Consider the following 18441-nt stretch of genomic DNA (forward strand, 5'->3'; position numbering starts at 1 on the left):
ATTTAACTCAAATAAGCGGAATTCATAAAAAAAATAGCTCTTAAATTTTATTTATACACATAAAAGATTTACTTTTGCATCCAAATCATTCAATAGATAATAATAAGAATATATAAAATGGCAAAGAAAGCAGAAATTAAAGATCCACTGAACGTGGATGAAGCCCTTGGCACATCAGAAGCATTCCTTTTGAAGTATAGAAAAATTATCTTAGGTGTCGTAATTGGCATTGTAATCATTCTTTTAGCAATTATGGGATATAAGCATTTTATCTCAGATCCACGTGAACTCCACGCTTCCGAGACAATGTTTAAGGCTGAAGAACTCTTTCGTGCCGATAATTATGAGGCTGCTTTAAATGGAGACAGCCTTGGCGCAAAAGGTTTTCTGTATGTAGCTAAAGAATATAGTGGAACTAAAGCCGGCAACTTATCTTACGCTTATGCCGGACTCTGCTGTGCTCAGTTGGGCAAATATGAAGATGCTTTAAAGTTATTAGATAAATTCAAGGCAGAAGATCGGTTAGTTAATCCGGCTATCATGGCTGCTACAGGCAATTGTTACGCTCAGATTGGCAAATTGGATAAAGGTGCCGACTTATTGGTTAAGGCTGCCGATATTGCCGACAGTCAGGCTTTAAGTCCTATCTATCTGATTCAGGCTGGTGAAATATATGAGAAATTGGGCAAGAACAGCGAAGCTTTAAAAGCATATCAGTTGGTTAAAGATAAGTACTTCAATTCTTATCAGGCAATGGAGATTGATAAGTACATCGAACGTGCTCAAATAAAATAAAGAATCAATTAAATCCATATAAAGGGCGGATCAACTATCCGCCCTTGTTTGTCTAAACAAATAGAATTATGTCAACAGTTTATCATAATTTATCGGATTACGACTTAACCACTGTGCCAAATGCATCAGATATGCGATTCGGAATTGTTGTTGCCGAATGGAATGAAAACATCACATTTCCACTATTGAATGGAGCAGTGGATACCCTGAAAGCCAACGGAACAAAAGAAGATAACATCATCGTCCAAACCGTTCCCGGCAGCTATGAACTGACTTATGGCGCAGCCCGGATGATAAAATCGGGGAAAGTAGATGCCGTTATTGCTATTGGTTGCGTTGTTCGAGGAGACACTCCTCACTTCGATTATATCTGCGAAGGAGTAACCAATGGCCTCAGTTTTTTAAATGCCACAAGTGATGTGCCTGTCATCTTCAGTTTGCTCACCACAAACAACATGCAGCAAGCCGAAGAAAGAGCCGGTGGAAAGTTAGGCAACAAAGGCATTGAGGGCGCAATAACAGCTATCAAGATGATAGCCTTCAAACGTAAGCTCAATACAAGGAAATAAAACACTATCCTTCAGCACCAGAGCAACTCATACGTATGAACAAGTAAAGTGACGCTGATGAGTTGGACGATTCATGCTGATGAGTTGGACGATTCATGCGGATGAGTTGAACGATTCATGCGGATGAGTTGAACGATTCATGCGGATGAGTTGAACCGTTCATACGTATCAGTTTAAGAAATGATCCGCGTCATTCTGAAACATATTACTCTCATATTATTGCCCCCTACTATTATCCTAAACTTTTATAAGAAGAAAATATAGATTTTCCTCTCAAAAAAATCTTTCATTCTTTTGCCGAATTTAAAATAAATACTATCTTTGCAACGCATAAAAAAATGACTCGGGCAAATTCCAGAGCGGCCAAATGGGGCAGACTGTAAATCTGCTGGTTTATACCTTCGGTGGTTCGAATCCATCTTTGCCCACCACTTCACAAGGAAGTACAGAAATCTGACAGACCTTTGGTGTTATATAGGAGTAGATTCAGGTAGATGTTTACTTCCTTTTTTTAACGCGGAAATAGCTCAGTTGATAGAGCATTAGCCTTCCAAGCTGAGGGTCGCGGGTTTGAGTCCCGTTTTCCGCTCTTAATTAAAGGCTTCAGTACTCTGTTGATAGTATTGAAGCCTTTTTAATATATCCGGATTAAAAATAAAAAGATAAAGAATATATACAAAACAAAAAATCTTTATCTTTGCCCCAAAGAACTAAGGTTATAACAAATAAATAAAAACAAAATGAAGAAATTTATTTATGTATGTGTATTTGCATTGATAGGATCAATGGCAGTACCATCTGTTCAAGCTGCTGAATTATTACTTGATAATGAGATTATGTCGCAAACTAATCAAGAACCCTTAAGTGAAAAACAAATAAAAGAACTGAAGAAGCAGCAAAAAGAGGCAAAGAAAGCCCAGAAAAAAGCAAAGAAAGCTGCTAAAGAAGCAAAAAAAGCTCAGAAGAAAGCCAAAAAGCAAGCTAAAGAATTGAAGAGACAACAAAAAGCTCAAAAAAAAGCAGCTAAAGAGGCTGCAATGCAGGCTGAACAGTCCGCGACCCAACAACAATAAAGATATGCTGAAATTTATATCATGGAACGTGAACGGACTGCGAGCCGTGTATACCAAAGGGTTTGAAGACATATTCAAATCACTTGATGCCGACTTCTTCTGTCTGCAGGAGACCAAAATGCAAGCTGGCCAACTTGACGCACGTTTTGAAGGTTATGAATCGTATTGGAACTATGCCGACAAAAAAGGCTACTCAGGAACAGCTATATTTACCAAACATAAACCGTTGAGCGTAACCTATGGAATAGGCATAGACGAACATGACCATGAAGGACGCGTAATAACATTGGAATACGAAAACTTCTACTTCATCACCTGCTACACGCCCAATTCGGGTGAAACTCCGGAACCAAGAAGACAGAATATGCCAAAGCGTCTGGACTACCGTATGGAATGGGAAAAAGATTTTCAAGCCTATTTGAAACAGTTGGACAAGAAAAAGCCCATCATTCTATGCGGTGACTTGAATGTGGCACACGAAGAGATTGATGTCAAAGACCCGAAGAAACATCGTGCAAACCACGATTCCGGATTTACCGATGAGGAACGTGAAAAGATGACAAACTTGTTAAATAACGGATTTACCGATACTTTCCGTTTCTTATATCCGGAGCAAGTAACCTATAGCTACTGGTCATACCGATTCCACGCCCGTGAAAATAATGCGGGGTGGCGACTGGATTACTTTATCATTTCCAACCGCCTGAAAAATAAACTAAAGGACTCAACGATTCATACCGATATTTTCGGCAGTGATCACTGTCCTGTAGAACTCAAACTTGACATTTAGAGAAATAAGAAAGGGACCTCGTCATGAGATCCCTTCTTTTATGTTTGTTTTGTAGAGATTATCTTACTTTGCAGGAGTTTCAGCATTATCGCTTTCTGTAGAAGTCGCAGGAGCAGCCTCTGCAGGAGTAGCGGTTCCGGCATCAGGAGTAGTAGAAGAACCAAAGCCCTGTTTTGTATTCAATGGGTTCGTAGCCTGATCTTGCAACGCATTCTGCTGTATGACAGAAGTGTCAGCTGCAGCTCTCGGAATAACATAAGCAGAAGCAACGCTTAACACAACCATAACAATAGCTAATCCCCATGTAGCTTTCTCAATAAAATCTGTGGTTTTACGCACACCCATAATCTGATTCGATGAAGCAAAAGCTGATGACAAACCTCCACCCTTTGAATTCTGAATCAATACGATGAAACACATCAGTAAAGACGCGAAAACAATTAATCCAATTAATAGTAAATACAACATTTTATTTATTTGTTTTTTCGTTAATAATCAATTTCTCTAAAAATCTGATTTGGTCTGCAAAGTAACTATTTTTTTTCGGATATTTCAAATTTAATTTTTTAATTATTTTCAATGCTTTCGAATATCTTCTCTGCTTAACATATATTTTTGCCAAAGTCTCAGTAAAATAGCTCTCATCCAACGAATCTTCATCGTCTTCTATTTCTTCGACAGCATCCTCATTATTTGGTTTCTTAATTTCCTCGGCAACCTTATCTGCGTCCAAAACCGGTTCTGCTTTCACCGGAACGAGTGACACCTCTCCCCTTGCCTCTGCTTCTAATTCTTCCAGCGTCTGCGGTAATTCTTCCACATTACCCGACTTTGCCAAATAGTTCTCTATTAAATTTTCCTGTTCCGATAATGTCTTTTCAGACTCTATTGTTTTCGATTCCGGTTTTATTTTAGGCAAAACAGCCTCTTTCCCCTCATCTCGCAAGAAATATGAAGTATAATCTGCCATCAAATCTATAGGAACAGCATTGCCATGTTCTTCTTGCGTCGGTTGCTCCGCAAGAAAGGCATCTATCAGAGTTAAAGTGCGGTCGCCTAAAGAATCCTCATCTTTAGCAGGTATTAATTCTTGTGGATGGATAATATAGCGGTCACCTTCAATCATATAAAAAAGTATTTTACGATCGGAGACCAATATAGCAGCCTTACGTAGCTCCTCGCTAAACGAAGAGTCATGCAATAGAAACAGATTCTTTAAATAAAGTAATCGAACCGTTTGATAGTACGGATAACGTGCGAGCAATGTACGCAACTCGTATAATGTATCCTGATTCAACTTTTCAGGATGTTTAATTAAATGATATATCTGCTGATGATCCATTACCAGTTTGCAACTGAAGCGTTAAAAATCTGTTCGGTGATATCTTTTATCATCTGAGTAACCAAATCCTCTTGAACAGAGGAAAGTTGCTGTGATGATTTATACTCTTTACTTGCCGTGAAAGTCTGCTTAAAGTTATCGTGCGGATTCACATTATTTATAAACTCCACTCGTACAGACATACGCAACTCCACCATGTTTGAATAACCGTCAGAGCCGACTCCCTTATTAATGGCATCATAATTCGTGATTTCACCCTGAAATTGCAAATCACCTCCACGTTTTACTTGACGAAGCTTTGTCTGATTAAGGAAAATATCAACGAGCGCTGTATTAAACATACTCTCCATAGGTCCCCAAACAAATCCTGACGAACGATTTGCAAATCTCTCAAACGAAATGGTTTTCACTTTCGTATAGTCAATACTTGATCCATTGAAACTATACGAGATAGAGCAAGCCGTCACCACTACAACAAGTAATGAAATCAGGCCGATAAGCTTAATCTTTATTCTCCAAGCCATATTCTTTTATCTTTCTGTAGAGAGTTCGTTCCGAAATATTTAAATCTTTCGCGGCATTCTTCCGCTTACCATGATGACGCTCCAACGCACGCTTTATCATTTCTTTCTCCACATCATCAAGTGACATAGGTGCCTCTTCAACATATTCTTCCGGTTCCGAAATCTCTTCATCCTGACTTTTCATTGAAGTAATAATTTTAGAGACAGAAGGCTGAGCAACATTCACAACCGATTGTGTTGAAGGTATATATGCAACTTGTTGACCGGCAACAATCTGATGACTGCGGTCTGCAATCAAGTTTTTCACGGTAGCTTTTAACTCTGCGACTTCACCTTTCAGCTCAAAAAGAGCTTTATAATCAGAAAGTACTTTATAAAGTAACTCTCTTTCACTTGCCTTATCCTGAGTTCCTTTTTCTCCACTAAGAAGAATAGGCAGATTCGACTTGATAGGCATATCTTGCAAATAATTCTGCAATATATCAGGAGTTATCTCACGGTCAGATTCTATAATAGAAATCTGTTCTGTCACATTTTTCAATTGACGGACATTTCCGGGCCACGTATATTTCTTCAGAATAGTCTTTGCTTCCTCAGTCAATTGAATAGCCGGCATCTGATATTTCTCTGCAAAATCGGATGCGAATTTACGAAATAACAGCACCATATCATCTCCACGCTCTCTTAATGGCGGAATCTTAATTGGCACGGTATTCAATCGGAAATACAAATCTTCACGAAAACGCCCGTCTGCAATAGCTTGAGCCAGATTCACATTAGTAGCGGCAACGATTCGTACATCCGTTTTCTCCACTTTCGAAGAGCCTACCTTAATATATTCTCCGCTTTCCAACACACGTAACAAACGTGCCTGAGTAGCAAGAGGCAATTCTCCTACTTCGTCTAAAAAGATAGTTCCTCCGTTGGCCTCCGCAAAGTACCCGTTACGCTCACTGATGGCACCGGTGAAAGCTCCCTTCTCATGACCAAACAACTCTGAATCAATCGTCCCCTCTGGTATCGCACCACAGTTAACAGCTATATATTGCCCATGCTTACGACGACTATATTGGTGTATAATCTGTGGAAAACTTTCCTTACCGACACCGCTCTCACCGGTAATAAGAACCGATAAGTCGGTAGGAGCTACTTGCATGGCTATATCAATATCACGCAATAATCGGTTATCATTTCCGATAATGCCAAAGCGCAACTTCACATTCTGTATATCGTTTTTCATTTTATCCTTTTTCTATATGTAAATGACAAAATTACAAATAAAGAGGATAAAACAAGCAATTTTGACAGAATTTATTATTTGTTCAAAGCTTATATATTTCGGTTCGAACATTATTTGAAACAAGTTTAGTAGAATGACTTTTCCTAAAGAATCTAACTATCACGTGCAAAACGTGCCAACTTATGTTGGCTCGATAACAAACCATCTGCACAAATAAAAAAGACTCCCGAAATTCTTTCGGAAGCCTTTCCAGCGGAGAGAGAGGTTTGTGAACCAAACTCTCGTATCTCGTTGTATATAAACTTTCTATATGTTTTGACAAATCATCAGTGTAGCATTTTTGTAGCAGTATTCTGACCGCTTAATGACTACCATTCTGACTACCTATTGAAAGCTCAACCGCTCTCTTTTCTTGGGTACAAAGATATATAAAAATGTACTACCATCCAAATCTTTGCGTCATAAATATTTAGAGATTTTACTGCTACATTTTCCAGTGCAAGGTGCAAGCCCTTATATATAAAGGGTCTTGCACCTTGCACTGCGTGTTTTTAAAGCAATTTTAATTGTCTAAACCGTATTTCATATTGTCTTTTTTCAGATTAAAATCATTATATTAGCCAATATATTATGTGTTCCGCTACTGTTAAACAAACTTGCACTGGCTGCAAGACAGATTGCATAGTATGCAAACATTTTCATGTAGCGGGTTGCTCTTGTGACAGTGCTTTAGTAATTTTATAAGTATGAAAGAATTATTGGAAATGCTGAAGTCGGCAAGAGTGAAAAATGGTTATTCGCAGGAGTATCTGTCTGTTATTCTGAAAGTTAGTTCGAGCCGAATCTCGCGCTGGGAAAAAGGAAAGACAGCAATGACCCTTGATCAAGTTCTGATGTACGCTTCTAAAGTGGACATCCAGCCTACCAAAATATTCGAGTTTCTTGCACGTAATGGGCAGACTGATCCTTTACCTATAGCAGAAATTCACCTGGAGGTTTTCACTGAGGAAGCATTCAGAAGACTTTCACAGTTAGTCTGTGAACTCGGAATAGAACATGTAACAATTAAAACCAAACGATTACGCTGATGGAAATAATCGCAGTAGAAAGCCAAGCCTATCAAGAACTGATAGACAAGCTCAATCGTATTGAGCAGTATGTTGAGCGCACCTCCCGTCTTATCCAAGACATTGACGACGAGCTGGAGATGACCACGAAAGACCTAATCGGGACTCTGAATGTTTCAGAGTCCACCCTTTACCGCTGGCGCAAGAAGCAGCTGGTGCGTTACCGCTACACGGAGGGCGGCGATGTGCGTTATTTTTTCAAATCAATCATTATTGCCGTGAAATGTAACCGGCTCCGTGTATCAGGGATGAGGAACGATGAGATTCTCGGACGACTCAACCGCTTCAAGGACAATCTTATAATGAGTTCTTGCCTTAATCCTAAAAATAGATAAAGTATGATAGATAAAGAACAAATACTTTTGCTTACACAAGGAGGGTTGAACGTGTTCTCCCATTTCCTTGGTTTTGAGGTGAACCTTCATCGCAACTTCCGCAGTCCTTTCTATGATGACAGGCGGGCTTCCTGTCATATTTTCTATGACAGGAAGAGCTCATCCTATAAGTTCTATGATCATGGCGATACCGCCTATTCAGGAGACTGTTTCTGGTTTGTGGCAACCTTGCACAGCCTAAACCTGAAAACCGATTTCCCAAAAGTCTTGAAAATCATCGTACAAGAACTGGGACTGTATTCTTTGTATGACGGTGAGAGGTGTAGCGAGGGCCAAATTGCTACGCCGATTCAGAAAAGTCTAGTCATCCCAAGTTCAAAGGCTGACATTACCGAAAGTAAGGAAGAACGTCCATACAGTTTCGAGATACAGCCATTTGACAATGGGCTGCTGAACTATTGGGGGCATTATGGCATCCATGAGGATACACTCCGCCTTTTTCGGGTACGGAGTCTTAAACGCTATGAGAGTATTTCTTCTGATGGAAGAAAATTTGAACTTTATGGCTCACCTACGGAACCTATCTTTGCTTATATCGGAAACGGGTATGTCAAAATATACCGTCCCCACAGCCCGAAAATCCGCTTTCTTTATGGTGGGCGGATGCCTGCCACCTATTGCTTCGGAATGGAGCAGATTCCTGCCAAAGGAGATATGCTCTTCATTACAGGTGGGGAAAAGGATGTACTCTCATTGTATGCACACGGCTTCAATGCAATCTGCTTCAACAGTGAAACGGCACAGATACCGACAAGCATCATCGAGAGCCTTCAGCTTCGCTTTCGGCATATCATACTTCTGTATGATGCTGACGAGACAGGCGTACGCGAGAGTCACAGACAAGCAGAACATCTGGCAGAATACAAAGTATTGAACCTTTCACTTCCGCTAAGTGGTACGAAGTCTGAAAAAGACATTTCAGATTTCTTTGCCTTGGGCAACGGTGCAAAGGAACTGAAAGAGCTGCTTGCCAAGATGTTCTCAGACCTATACAGCCAAACCATGATGATGTTACGTTCCTGTGAGATTGACTATGAGAATCCACCGGACATTTCCAAATCAGTAGTAGCAGTAAACGGTGTGCCACTCGGCACGCAGGATAACCTGTTCTGCATTACCGGAGGTGAGGGGACAGGCAAGAGCAACTATGTCGGAGCCATCCTTGCCGGAGCGTTGGGAGAAAAACGATTGCCGATAGAGAATACCTTGGGATTGGAGATTACCGCCAATCCCAAAGGCTTGGCAGTCCTGCACTATGACACGGAACAGTCCGAGGCACAGCTGCACAAGAACTTGGGTAAGACACTGCGTAGGGCTTCTTTGACGGCAGTACCGGAGTTTTGCCATTCCCTGTATCTTGCCTCTCTGTCCCGCAAGGACAGGCTGAAGCTTATCCGCGAGAGTATGGACTTGTTCCATCACAGGCATGGAGGCATCCATCTTGTGGTGATTGACGGAATAGCCGACTTAATACGTTCCGCCAACGATGAAACGGAAAGTATTGCCATTGTGGACGAGCTTTATCGCTTGGCGGGGATTTATAATACCTGTATCATCTGCGTGCTGCACTTCGTACCGAATGGTATCAAACTCCGTGGTCATATAGGCTCGGAACTGCAACGCAAGGCGGCCGGTATTCTCTCCATTGAGAAAGACGACAATCCCGAATACTCTGTGGTGAAGGCATTGAAAGTCCGTGACGGAAGTCCGTTGGACGTACCGATGATGCTTTTCGGCTGGGATAAGACAGAGGACATGCACGTCTATCGTGGTGAGAAGTCCAAGGAGGACAAGGAAAAGCGCAAGACTGATGAGCTTATTGGCGTTGTCAAAGAAGCCTTCCGAAATTCTTTCAAGCTCACTTACCAAGAACTTTGTGAGGTTCTGATGCGAGAGATGGAAATCAAGGACAGGACCGCAAAGAAATATATTGCCTATATGAAGGAGCAGCGTATTTTGATACAAGATACAAGTGGTAACTATCAAAAAGGAGAATTATGCCATACTTAGATCAACAGCCAGAAGATACATGGCAGAAACGCCTGTTTGATAAACTGAAGAATATGGAAGACAAGCTCGACCGTCTGCTTGTCCTACGGGAACAGGAAGTAGATACGACCGTTCACCCTCCATTGAAACCCGAATACTTGGATATCATAGATGTCTCCAAAATTTTGAAGGTGGAACAAAAGACCATTTACAACTGGGTTTGGGCAGGGAAAATACCCTACCTCAAAGCCAATGGTCGATTGCTTTTCCTTCGGGAAGAGATAGATGAAATGTTGCATAAACGAGATGGTTGGTAACGGCAGGTAGTATACCGACATGTTAGATTTTGGCAATATATTTGTTTTATTGCCAAAATCTAACTATCTTTGCACCGAACCATTAATGATAGCAGAATGAATGTCAGTAATATCATTGTAGATTTTGCAAACGCCAACAAGGAATTCAAGACGAATGACTTGTCTGAGTATCTTTCCGGGAAGATTGAACTTTCCAAGAAGATGCTGTCCTGGCATTTACGCAAGTTGTTGGACGAAAAAAAAATATTCAGAATAAGCAAAGGAGTATATACGACAACCCCAAAAATCATTTTCCGTCCTGTTCCTAATGCTCACTCCATTCGGTTGTATAAGAAATTAAAAGCGGTATATCCCTTATTGGACTTTTGTGTCTATAACGGTGAAATACTGTCTGACTTGCAGCATCACCTGTCGTACAACAACAATATCTATATAGAAACGGAGCGTGATGCCACTGAAACCATTTTCCACTTTGTACAGGATATGCACGAACGCAGTTTCCTTTCGCCAAAGGAGGATATTATGTCCGATTATATCCGGTTGGACAAAAGATCCTTTATTGTGAAGCCTCTTGTTTCAGAATCGCCCATACAGGAAGTAAACGGCATAAATGTACCAAGAATTGAGAAACTCTTGGTTGATATCCAATGTGACAGGGATTTCTTCTACCTGCAAGGTCAAGAGTCCTTGTACATGATGCAGAATGCCTTTGCCAACTATAATGTGAATATTGGCATGTTACTGCGATATGCCTCACGGCGCAATATTAAACCGCAAATAGAAAAATATATCAAGGAATTTGTATGATCAAGAAAGAATGTATGACCGCCGAGTGGATAAAATCCATTTCTGTGCGTAACAAGTATAAAGACCTGAATCTGATAGAGAAAGTCATCAGGGCAATGTACCTGTTGGAGATGCTGAGATTGTCCGGTTGCCCTTTCTGTTTCAAGGGTGGTTCGGCTCTGATGCTTATTTTGGGTGAGTCCGCTCACCGACTATCCATAGACATTGACATTATCTGCCCGCCCGGGACGGATATTGAGCCCTATCTGAAAGATATAGAAAAGTTCGGGTTCATATCCAAAACCCTTGAAGAACGGCAGCAGAGGGACACGAATATTCCCAAGAGTCACTCGAAATTCTTTTATCACATCGCTTATAAGAACGATGATAAACCTGCGTATATACTGCTTGATGTCCTGTACGAGGATTTACAATATCACGCTACTGAAGAAGTCGAGATTAAAGGACCTTTTATAGAATTGGACGATGAGCCGTTGAAGGTAACCGTGCCATCCGCTGATGATATTCTCGGTGATAAACTTACGGCATTTGCTCCCAATACCTCTGGCATTCCTTATATCAAGGGAGACAGGGATTGCTCACTGGAAATCATCAAGCAGCTATACGATGTAGGCAGGCTGTTTGAACATTCCGGTAACTTTCAGCACACTAAGGATACTTTCACCCAAATCGGGAAAATAGAATTGCAATATCGGGGCTTACCCGCTGAACTGTCACTCATTTATGAGGATATTAGGGAGACCGCCTTGTGTCTGGGCACTAGAGGGCAGATGGGTAAAGGTGATTTCAAAATGCTGCAAAGTGGCATTAAGAAAATAGACGGCTACATCTACAAAGGGAAATATCGCATAGAAGAAGCTATCGTAGATTCGGCTCGTGCGGCTTACCTTGCTACCTCAATAGAAAAATCAAGCACAAGAATTGAGAAATACGATGGAAATCCAAACACCATACTTGCCATGGAATTGTCTCCTTCCGTCAATAATAAACTCAACAAATTGAAGAAAATACTACCTGAAGCTTTCTTCTATTGGGTCAAGACAAGCGAACTATTACAAAAATAACCAGTTAAATTTTGGCAATAATACTCGTTTATTGCCAAAATCTAACCGGCTCGACAAATAATTACAAATACACTTCCATTAGTGTCTCCACTTGGGTCTGAAACTCTGTAACCGGCTATCCTCTTCTTTATCTTGGACAGGGTTGTTTTCATTTTTTATTTTGGCAGAATAATTATTGTTGGGTAAATTCTCTTCTTGCTCCTTTTCTTCCGTTTCATCTTTTTCCTCATCAGGTGGAGCAAGTGTAAGTGCAATCTTTCTGTCCAGCTCCGCAGCTTCACTTTTAAGTGAGCGAAGCTCGTCCTCTTTTTTCCACGAGCTGTTTGCAATAGTAATGTAAACCTCCTTACCAGCTGTTACTTTCTCCATTTCCTTCTCGTGCGATTCTATCACCTTTGGAATACGCTCCAAGGCATTAACGAAGTTCTGACATGCGAGTTTCGGGTCTGTTGCCAACTTTCCATTATTGTAAGTGTAGTAGATAGACTCCTGCCCTTTCACAAAGAAGCGGTTCACCGAGCAGTCGAACAAGTCCTTGGAAGTGCTCTCTGTCTTGACCATGATAGAGAAACCATAAATATCACCGATTTTGTTGTACTCGCCCTTGGTTCGTGCCTTCTCGTCTATCTCCTGCAAACGTGCGGCGATGATCTTGATGTCGGTGCAGTCCTCCACACCTTTGATTGTCAGTTTATTGACGGGCAGTCCTTCCTTGTCACGCTCCACACGCTTCTCAAAACACTCCAAATCCGCCTTGGCTTCCTTGATCTTATCCGAATGGAAGGACACGGAACTGTCAATCTCCGCCAACTTCCCCGTCGCGGCATCACGCTCACGGAGGAAATTCTTGCGCTCGGATTCCAAGGTGGTAATCTTCTTGTCCAGTCTTGCTTTCTCCAAAAGGTCGGTATTGCCAGAAAGCACCGCTACGTATTCGGAGAAGTTCATGCCGCTGTCCTCGTCCATTGAACCCTCGTCAATGGTACGACTGCCAAGCGTGTTTGTCTTTAGCTGATTGATGAAAAGCTGCTTGTTGTGAAGCAGGTTGAACTTATAACTGTCTAGCGATCGCTCTACGGCATAGATAATCACATCGACCTTGTTGTCGGCAAACTCCTTGGCAACAAGGTTTCCTTTACGGATGGCACGCCCGTTACGCTGTTCCAGATCCGATGGTCGCCACGGCGTGTCAAGTTGATGGACCGCAACGGCACGTTGCTGGGCATTCACACCAGTACCCAACATAGAGGTAGAACCGAAGATAATGCGAATGTCACCACGGTTCATGGCATCTACCATCGCTTTCTTTGCCTTCTCGTTCTTGCACTCCTGAATGAAGCGTATCTCGTAGGACGGGATATGATAGTCTTCTACCAGCTTACGCTTGATTTCCGAATAGACATTGAAATCTCCACCGGGCTTATAAGTCCCCAAATCAGAGAAAACAAACTGCGTTCCTTTCTGTGCATCGTACTTTTGGTAATAGTCATTGAGCAGCTTCGCACAATGACTTGCCTTGTTGTCAATATGATCTGAGTACACATTTTCATCAATCATGCGTAAATCAAGGCTCATCTTTCTGGCGTAGTCGGTTGCAATGAGCATCTTCGCCCTTTCCTCACTCTCGCTCAGCGGCGCACGACCTAAGATTGTGGCATCGCCACTCTTGGCAAACTCCATCAGCTTTCCGATAAAAACCTCCTGTTCGGGTGTCGGTGGTATGTTATGCAGTATCTCATTCTTCTCCGGTCTGTCAATACCGATGTCCTTGGCTGTACGGAAGTCGCAAATCTCCGCGTAGAAAGCAGCCAGCTCCGGAACCTTGATAAATGTCCTGAAGCGTTCCTTCTGAATAATCTCATTCGTGATGGAAAACTCATAGTCGGTGGACTTCTTGGCAAAGACAGCAGCCCATGCGTCAAAACTATTGATGCCTTGCCTTTCCAAGGCTTGCGGGCGCAGATACTTGAAAAGCAGATAAAGTTCCGTCAGACTGTTGGAAATAGTTGTGCCTGAAAGGAAGGTTGCGCCCAAGTCCTTTCCCGACCGCTCCTGTATGGTGCGAATGGCAAAGAGCATATTGAGCGCACGCTGCGAACCGTCCGGATTGCCCAAGCCCGACACCCTGTCGTGGCGAGTGTTGAACATCAGGTTCTTGAATTGGTGGCTCTCGTCCACAAAAAGGTGGTCAATACCCATCATCTTGAAGTCCACGGCATCGTCTTTTCTTTCGGCGATGCTGTCCTGTATGTTCTGCAGCTTTGCTTCCAGTGTCTGCTTGCGTTTTTCCAAGCCTTTGAGCATCCCACGGGAGATGTCTCTTCCTTGTTGTCGCAACACTTCGAGATTCTCTTCCACGGAATCCAGTTCCTTTTGCATAATCGCTTCCTGTATCTCCAAGGCCTGCGGTATCATGCCGAACTGCTCGTGCGTGAGGATGATGCAGTCCCAATCGTTGTTCTTGATGTCGTTAAAAATACGCTGGCGGTTCTGCTTATTGAAATCGTTCTTGCCTGGATAGAGTACCTTAGCATTGGGATAAGCTTTCCTAAAGGTGTCGGCAATATCGAATACGTTTGCCTTCAGCCCGATAATCATCGGCTTGTTTGCCAGTCCCAATCGCTTCATCTCGTAGGCAGCCGTACACATGATGAGTGTCTTTCCCGCTCCCACCTCGTGGTCGCAGATGCCGCCACCGTTGGTTTTGAGCATCCACACGGCATCCTTCTGACTCTTGTAAAGGTCGGCAATGCCCAACCGTCTGAGGTCAAGGTCGGGGAAAGTTTGGTGCGTACCGTCAAAATTAGGGCGTACAAAACAGTTGAAAAGGCGGTTGTACCTGTCGGAGAGTTGCTGTTTGAAGGTATCAGGTGTGCGTCCGAGCCAATCGACAAAGCCCTGTCTGATTTCTTCAATCTTGGCATTTGCCATCTGTATGGCATGTCCGTCCCTTACTTTGATGGTCTTGGTCTCTCCCGTAACCTTATCTGTCACCTCCTTGCTCTTGTTGATGTCGGGAATGGTATTGTGCAGGGCGTGCTTCAGGAGATTGATGCCGTCATAGCGGCGGAACTCACCTTGTACGGCATACTTGTGCCAGATATTGGCATTCTTATGGTCGCAGATAATGCTGTACTCGTCCATGTTGGAATGGTAGGATACACCAATATCCGTCCCGAAAAACTCTGAGGCAAACCTGCCATAGACTTTGGCAGGTATCCAGCGTTCACCGAGATTGAAGTCAAGGTCCGCAAAAGGAATGGGTGTTGGCGTGGCTGCACGCAGGGCAGCAAGGCTCTGCTTTGCTTCTTCGTGTTCAGGATGGTCCAAGAGCCACGACTCGATACGCTCCGCCTTTTCTATTACATTGCCCGAAATGAACTTGTCCGCCACTTCATAGGCATTCTCTTCGGGATTGTAATAGATGCGACCTTCCAAGGAAGAAACAATGTCGCTTTCCTCCATATCAGGTAAAAGTGAACTCATGTAGTCAAGTTCCACCGTACCATACTTGTTGAGCGATGCACCCAGTGCCTCCATCGGGTCGGCAGCAATGGAAAGTTCGGTAGTAGAAAATGCCGTAGGATGGTCAAAGATGTCCGCCTTGACGTACCTGCCGTTTTCGGAGCGTTCCAAGAAGAGCATTTCCACGCCTGTGGCATCCATCTTGATGATGTCGGTGTTCGCCTTCTGGTTAAAGTAGCCCCAGCGTGCAACATAGTCATTATAAAGGTGGTTGAGCCTGCTGCGGTCTTCCCTGTCTTCTGCATGGTTCTCTGCCTCGTAGTCATAGAGACGATGATAGCACTCCCGTATCTCAATATAGCTTTTTAGACGGGAGAGCTGGGCATACGGCAAGTCCATCGGGTTGAAGATCGGATGTCGCTTCAGGTCAGAAAGAAAGCCTACCTGCCCTTTCTGCACGACAATGGAGCCGTCTCTTAGGTGTGAGTCTGGCGAAGAGAGAAAAGGGCGCGGGGAAGCATCAAACTCCTTTCTGACTTCCGCTATCGGTTTTGGCTTGCGCTCCTCGGCTTCGTTCATGAAGTCGAAAAGTGACGGCTCACGTGAAGAGGAAGAAGCTGCTTTCCTGCTACTACGGGTACGCCGTTGAGGAGAGGTTACTGCCTTTTGCATTTTGAACTCCGATGGTTTCTGGGGAGCAGTTTGAGTTATAGGACGGCGCGCCTGTGAAGTGCCTGAATTATCCTTAATTTCATGGTTCACACGGGTAACTTCTCTTGTCCAAAGGCTGTATTCCTCCGGGGCAAACAATGACAGCTGCTCCGGTTGTCCGATGTCTTCCATGTTATTGTCCACCACCGGATGATGATCGTCGTCAAAGAATATCGTCTGCCCGTTCATCTCTCTCGGGGCTTCAATATCCGTACGGATTTCCTGTGGTTCCTGCTCGTATTGATGATGAAGTGTCAAGGTGGGTACGCCTTCGGGTGCAGGTTCAATAGCCATGGAAGGCTGTTCTGATACTAATTGTTGTGGGGCGGACTCTGATGATGACGGCTGTAATGGAATTGTCTCTCCGCTAGGAACGGTATCTTCCATTATCTGCGTATCGTTCTCAGAAGTAATGGTCGCAGTCTCCTTAACCTTATCCTCTGTTTCTACCTTTGTTACCACTTCTTCCTTGATTTCCTCTGCCACCACTTCTTCTTTGGTATATTGTCCCCTGACTATTTCTTCCAGTTCGGCTATCTCGTGCAGTTTCTTAGGAGAGAAGTACAGATCACGTTCAATCCCCAATCCTCTTACCTTCACGCCTTCCATCTCGTCGAGGGACATGTTGCCAAGCTCCCAGCCATAACCCATCGTCACGGCACCGAAACCAATACGGCTCTTGGGGTCATATTCCAGAAGGTAGGCAGTGTATGCTCCCATCGGGAAGAAATAGCGTGCATAGGCTATCTTATCACCAATGAGTTCCTTTTCCGTGCTGTAAAGTTTTGGCAGTTGCTTCCTGATATTGTCGGGCATGAGGTTATAGGCATCGTTTATACCCTTGTCTTCAGTCTTTGTCTTCTCTGTTTCTTCTTTCCGACTTATGGTAATACCCAACTTGCGAAGCTGTTTCTCTGCTTCTGCCTCTCGCTCTGCCTCTGTCATCGGTATACCTGTTTCATATAGTTTACGGTCGATACGTTGTCCCATTTCAAGGGAGAGTTGTGTTCGGAGACTTTCTGCCATTTCCTCAATCCCTCCCGTGAACCGATACTCCCATGCAGGTCTTCCATAAGGGTCTGTACCCATTATGCGCTCTGTGGCAATGGTGCGATGAGATATGTCTTTCCAATCTCCTACAAAAAGAGAGTTATGCTTGAAGACGACCGAAGAACCTTCTTCCTTGGGAACGGAAACAGTTTCTACGAACTGCTGTTCAATTCCTTCGCTGATTTCTTTACCCGTCTGCTTTTGCAGTACGATGAGGTCACTGCCTACGTCCGTTCCAGCATTGTCTGAAAACATACCCGATGGTAGGCGGAGGGCGGAGATAAGGCGGCTGTTCTGCATGAGGTAACGGCGTATGGCTTCATTGCGGGGACTGTCTAATACGCCCTGTGAGGTGATGAATGCCAAAATTCCACCTTCCTTGATGCAGTCCAGACCTTTCACGAAGAAGTAATTGTGAATGGCACGTGTGGACTCACGTTTAAGAGTGTCCTTACCTTTGCTGTATTCTCGGTCATAGACCATGAAATCACCGAAAGGAATGTTACTTGTAATAAGGTCGTACTTGTCTTTGTTTTCTAACTCCCCTATAGCTTCAAAAGGCTCATTTCGGACGAAGATATTGCCTTTGCCATAGGGGTGCAGGGCTTGACTGATGCGGGCAGTGAGCAAGTCCTTCTCCATTGCATCTACAACTCCTGCTTGCTTTGCAAAGGTCTCGGCAAAGGCACCCATACCAGCCGAAGGATCCAAACATCGGCGTATGGGTACATTTACAGAAGTGAGAGCATCGGCAATGGCGGTAACGATACGGGTATCAGTATAGAAGGAGGTCAGTACGCTTGCCTTGATGCTCTCCCAATACCGCTTGGCGGTGTTGGCATCTACGGCTTCTCGATAAATCATCTGCTTGAGCTGTTGGGTTGGTTCAAAGAGATTCTGCTCCGACTTGCTCCAATAGCGTATGTCATCGGGATTGTCTGTGCGGTTGAGTACACATTTCAAGCCACCGAAGCCCTGATAGTTCCGCAAGATACTTTTCTCAGTTTCGGTGGCTTCACGACGTTCTTTCTCTAGGCGCAAGACCACACGGATGGCTTCCGTGTTGGCTTGCAGGACTTCTTTCTTATTGTATGCCATAGTGTTTTCTTTTAATAAAGTGGAGGTAAAAAGGTCGGGAGGTAGTACTTGTATCTCCCGACCTATATCTATTCCTCGTTGTTTT

General features: G+C 43.4%; 15 protein-coding genes and 2 tRNA genes. 12 read left to right on the forward strand and 5 right to left on the reverse strand.

Annotated elements, in window-relative coordinates:
• Nucleotides 1-117 precede the first annotated feature (117 nt).
• From LO761_RS01915 to LO761_RS01940, 6 genes are all read left to right on the forward strand, one after another.
• A complete protein-coding gene (locus LO761_RS01915) occupies nucleotides 118-795 on the forward strand; it encodes a tetratricopeptide repeat protein (protein WP_272816650.1) in 678 nt (225 codons plus the stop codon).
• A 68-nt stretch (nucleotides 796-863) separates the two neighbouring features.
• Complete coding sequence (gene ribH / locus LO761_RS01920) at nucleotides 864-1364, forward strand: 6,7-dimethyl-8-ribityllumazine synthase (RefSeq protein ID WP_272816651.1); 501 nt, start codon at nucleotides 864-866, stop codon at nucleotides 1362-1364.
• 345 nt (nucleotides 1365-1709) lie between these two features.
• Nucleotides 1710-1795: transfer RNA gene (locus LO761_RS01925), tRNA-Tyr, on the forward strand.
• An 85-nt stretch (nucleotides 1796-1880) separates the two neighbouring features.
• Nucleotides 1881-1953: transfer RNA gene (locus LO761_RS01930), tRNA-Gly, on the forward strand.
• Nucleotides 1954-2104: 151 nt separating this feature from the next.
• Nucleotides 2105-2437 (forward strand): hypothetical protein, encoded by a 333-nt coding sequence (locus LO761_RS01935; protein WP_272816652.1) that lies wholly within the window; start codon nucleotides 2105-2107, stop codon nucleotides 2435-2437.
• Between the two features lie 7 nt (nucleotides 2438-2444).
• Complete coding sequence (locus tag LO761_RS01940; RefSeq protein ID WP_272816756.1) at nucleotides 2445-3227, forward strand: exodeoxyribonuclease III; 783 nt, start codon at nucleotides 2445-2447, stop codon at nucleotides 3225-3227.
• A gap of 63 nt (nucleotides 3228-3290) precedes the next feature.
• Here LO761_RS01940 and secG read toward each other — a convergent pair whose 3' ends face one another.
• Genes secG through LO761_RS01960 form a run of 4 tightly spaced genes read right to left on the reverse strand, consistent with a single transcriptional unit; the run spans nucleotide 3291 to nucleotide 6333 of the window.
• Nucleotides 3291-3692, reverse strand: coding sequence for a preprotein translocase subunit SecG (secG, locus tag LO761_RS01945; RefSeq protein WP_272816757.1), 402 nt, complete (start codon nucleotides 3690-3692; stop codon nucleotides 3291-3293).
• A gap of 4 nt (nucleotides 3693-3696) precedes the next feature.
• Entirely contained in the window at nucleotides 3697-4569 is an 873-nt protein-coding gene (locus tag LO761_RS01950; protein ID WP_272816653.1) for a tetratricopeptide repeat protein, read from the reverse strand.
• Nucleotides 4569-5093 carry an LptE family protein gene (gene lptE / locus LO761_RS01955; RefSeq protein ID WP_272816654.1) on the reverse strand — a complete coding sequence of 175 codons (525 nt, stop codon included), beginning with the start codon at nucleotides 5091-5093 and terminating at the stop codon, nucleotides 4569-4571. The genes LO761_RS01950 and lptE overlap by 1 nt, the downstream gene beginning before the upstream one ends.
• Nucleotides 5071-6333 carry a sigma-54 interaction domain-containing protein gene (locus LO761_RS01960; RefSeq protein WP_272816655.1) on the reverse strand — a complete coding sequence of 421 codons (1263 nt, stop codon included), beginning with the start codon at nucleotides 6331-6333 and terminating at the stop codon, nucleotides 5071-5073. Before LO761_RS01960 ends, lptE begins: the two co-directional genes overlap by 23 nt.
• Before the next feature lie 764 nt (nucleotides 6334-7097).
• Here LO761_RS01960 and LO761_RS01965 point away from each other — a divergent pair.
• From LO761_RS01965 to LO761_RS01990, 6 genes are all read left to right on the forward strand, one after another.
• Entirely contained in the window at nucleotides 7098-7421 is a 324-nt protein-coding gene (locus LO761_RS01965; protein WP_004353888.1) for a helix-turn-helix transcriptional regulator, read from the forward strand.
• Nucleotides 7421-7795, forward strand: coding sequence for a hypothetical protein (locus LO761_RS01970; RefSeq protein ID WP_061869213.1), 375 nt, complete (start codon nucleotides 7421-7423; stop codon nucleotides 7793-7795). The genes LO761_RS01965 and LO761_RS01970 overlap by 1 nt, the downstream gene beginning before the upstream one ends.
• A gap of 3 nt (nucleotides 7796-7798) precedes the next feature.
• Nucleotides 7799-9865, forward strand: coding sequence for a bifunctional DNA primase/helicase (locus LO761_RS01975; RefSeq protein ID WP_272816656.1), 2067 nt, complete (start codon nucleotides 7799-7801; stop codon nucleotides 9863-9865).
• Nucleotides 9853-10161 carry a helix-turn-helix domain-containing protein gene (locus tag LO761_RS01980; protein WP_025068443.1) on the forward strand — a complete coding sequence of 103 codons (309 nt, stop codon included), beginning with the start codon at nucleotides 9853-9855 and terminating at the stop codon, nucleotides 10159-10161. Before LO761_RS01975 ends, LO761_RS01980 begins: the two co-directional genes overlap by 13 nt.
• A gap of 96 nt (nucleotides 10162-10257) precedes the next feature.
• Entirely contained in the window at nucleotides 10258-10968 is a 711-nt protein-coding gene (locus LO761_RS01985; protein ID WP_126677899.1) for a DUF6577 family protein, read from the forward strand.
• Nucleotides 10965-12032, forward strand: a complete 1068-nt coding sequence (locus LO761_RS01990; protein ID WP_097646958.1) for a nucleotidyl transferase AbiEii/AbiGii toxin family protein — start codon at nucleotides 10965-10967, stop codon at nucleotides 12030-12032. The genes LO761_RS01985 and LO761_RS01990 overlap by 4 nt, the downstream gene beginning before the upstream one ends.
• Before the next feature lie 78 nt (nucleotides 12033-12110).
• Here LO761_RS01990 and LO761_RS01995 read toward each other — a convergent pair whose 3' ends face one another.
• On the reverse strand, nucleotides 12111-18356 hold the full coding sequence (locus LO761_RS01995; RefSeq protein WP_272816657.1) for a helicase-related protein: 6246 nt from the start codon (nucleotides 18354-18356) through the stop codon (nucleotides 12111-12113).
• Nucleotides 18357-18441: the final 85 nt, after the last annotated feature.

This window comes from Phocaeicola oris, from assembly GCF_021295095.1.
GTDB lineage: Bacteria > Bacteroidota > Bacteroidia > Bacteroidales > Bacteroidaceae > Phocaeicola > Phocaeicola oris.

Excerpts from the sequence above, each read along its gene's own strand:
- LO761_RS01915 (WP_272816650.1), top strand. The coding sequence starts at position 118 with ATGGCAAAGAAAGCAGAAATTAAAGATCCACTGAACGTGGATGAAGCC.
- ribH (WP_272816651.1), top strand. The coding sequence starts at position 864 with ATGTCAACAGTTTATCATAATTTATCGGATTACGACTTAACCACTGTG.
- LO761_RS01935 (WP_272816652.1), top strand. The coding sequence starts at position 2,105 with ATGAAGAAATTTATTTATGTATGTGTATTTGCATTGATAGGATCAATG.
- LO761_RS01950 (WP_272816653.1), bottom strand. The coding sequence starts at position 4,569 with ATGGATCATCAGCAGATATATCATTTAATTAAACATCCTGAAAAGTTG.
- lptE (WP_272816654.1), bottom strand. The coding sequence starts at position 5,093 with ATGGCTTGGAGAATAAAGATTAAGCTTATCGGCCTGATTTCATTACTT.
- LO761_RS01960 (WP_272816655.1), bottom strand. The coding sequence starts at position 6,333 with ATGAAAAACGATATACAGAATGTGAAGTTGCGCTTTGGCATTATCGGA.
- LO761_RS01965 (WP_004353888.1), top strand. The coding sequence starts at position 7,098 with ATGCTGAAGTCGGCAAGAGTGAAAAATGGTTATTCGCAGGAGTATCTG.
- LO761_RS01970 (WP_061869213.1), top strand. The coding sequence starts at position 7,421 with ATGGAAATAATCGCAGTAGAAAGCCAAGCCTATCAAGAACTGATAGAC.
- LO761_RS01975 (WP_272816656.1), top strand. The coding sequence starts at position 7,799 with ATGATAGATAAAGAACAAATACTTTTGCTTACACAAGGAGGGTTGAAC.
- LO761_RS01980 (WP_025068443.1), top strand. The coding sequence starts at position 9,853 with ATGCCATACTTAGATCAACAGCCAGAAGATACATGGCAGAAACGCCTG.
- LO761_RS01985 (WP_126677899.1), top strand. The coding sequence starts at position 10,258 with ATGAATGTCAGTAATATCATTGTAGATTTTGCAAACGCCAACAAGGAA.
- LO761_RS01990 (WP_097646958.1), top strand. The coding sequence starts at position 10,965 with ATGATCAAGAAAGAATGTATGACCGCCGAGTGGATAAAATCCATTTCT.
- LO761_RS01995 (WP_272816657.1), bottom strand. The coding sequence starts at position 18,356 with ATGGCATACAATAAGAAAGAAGTCCTGCAAGCCAACACGGAAGCCATC.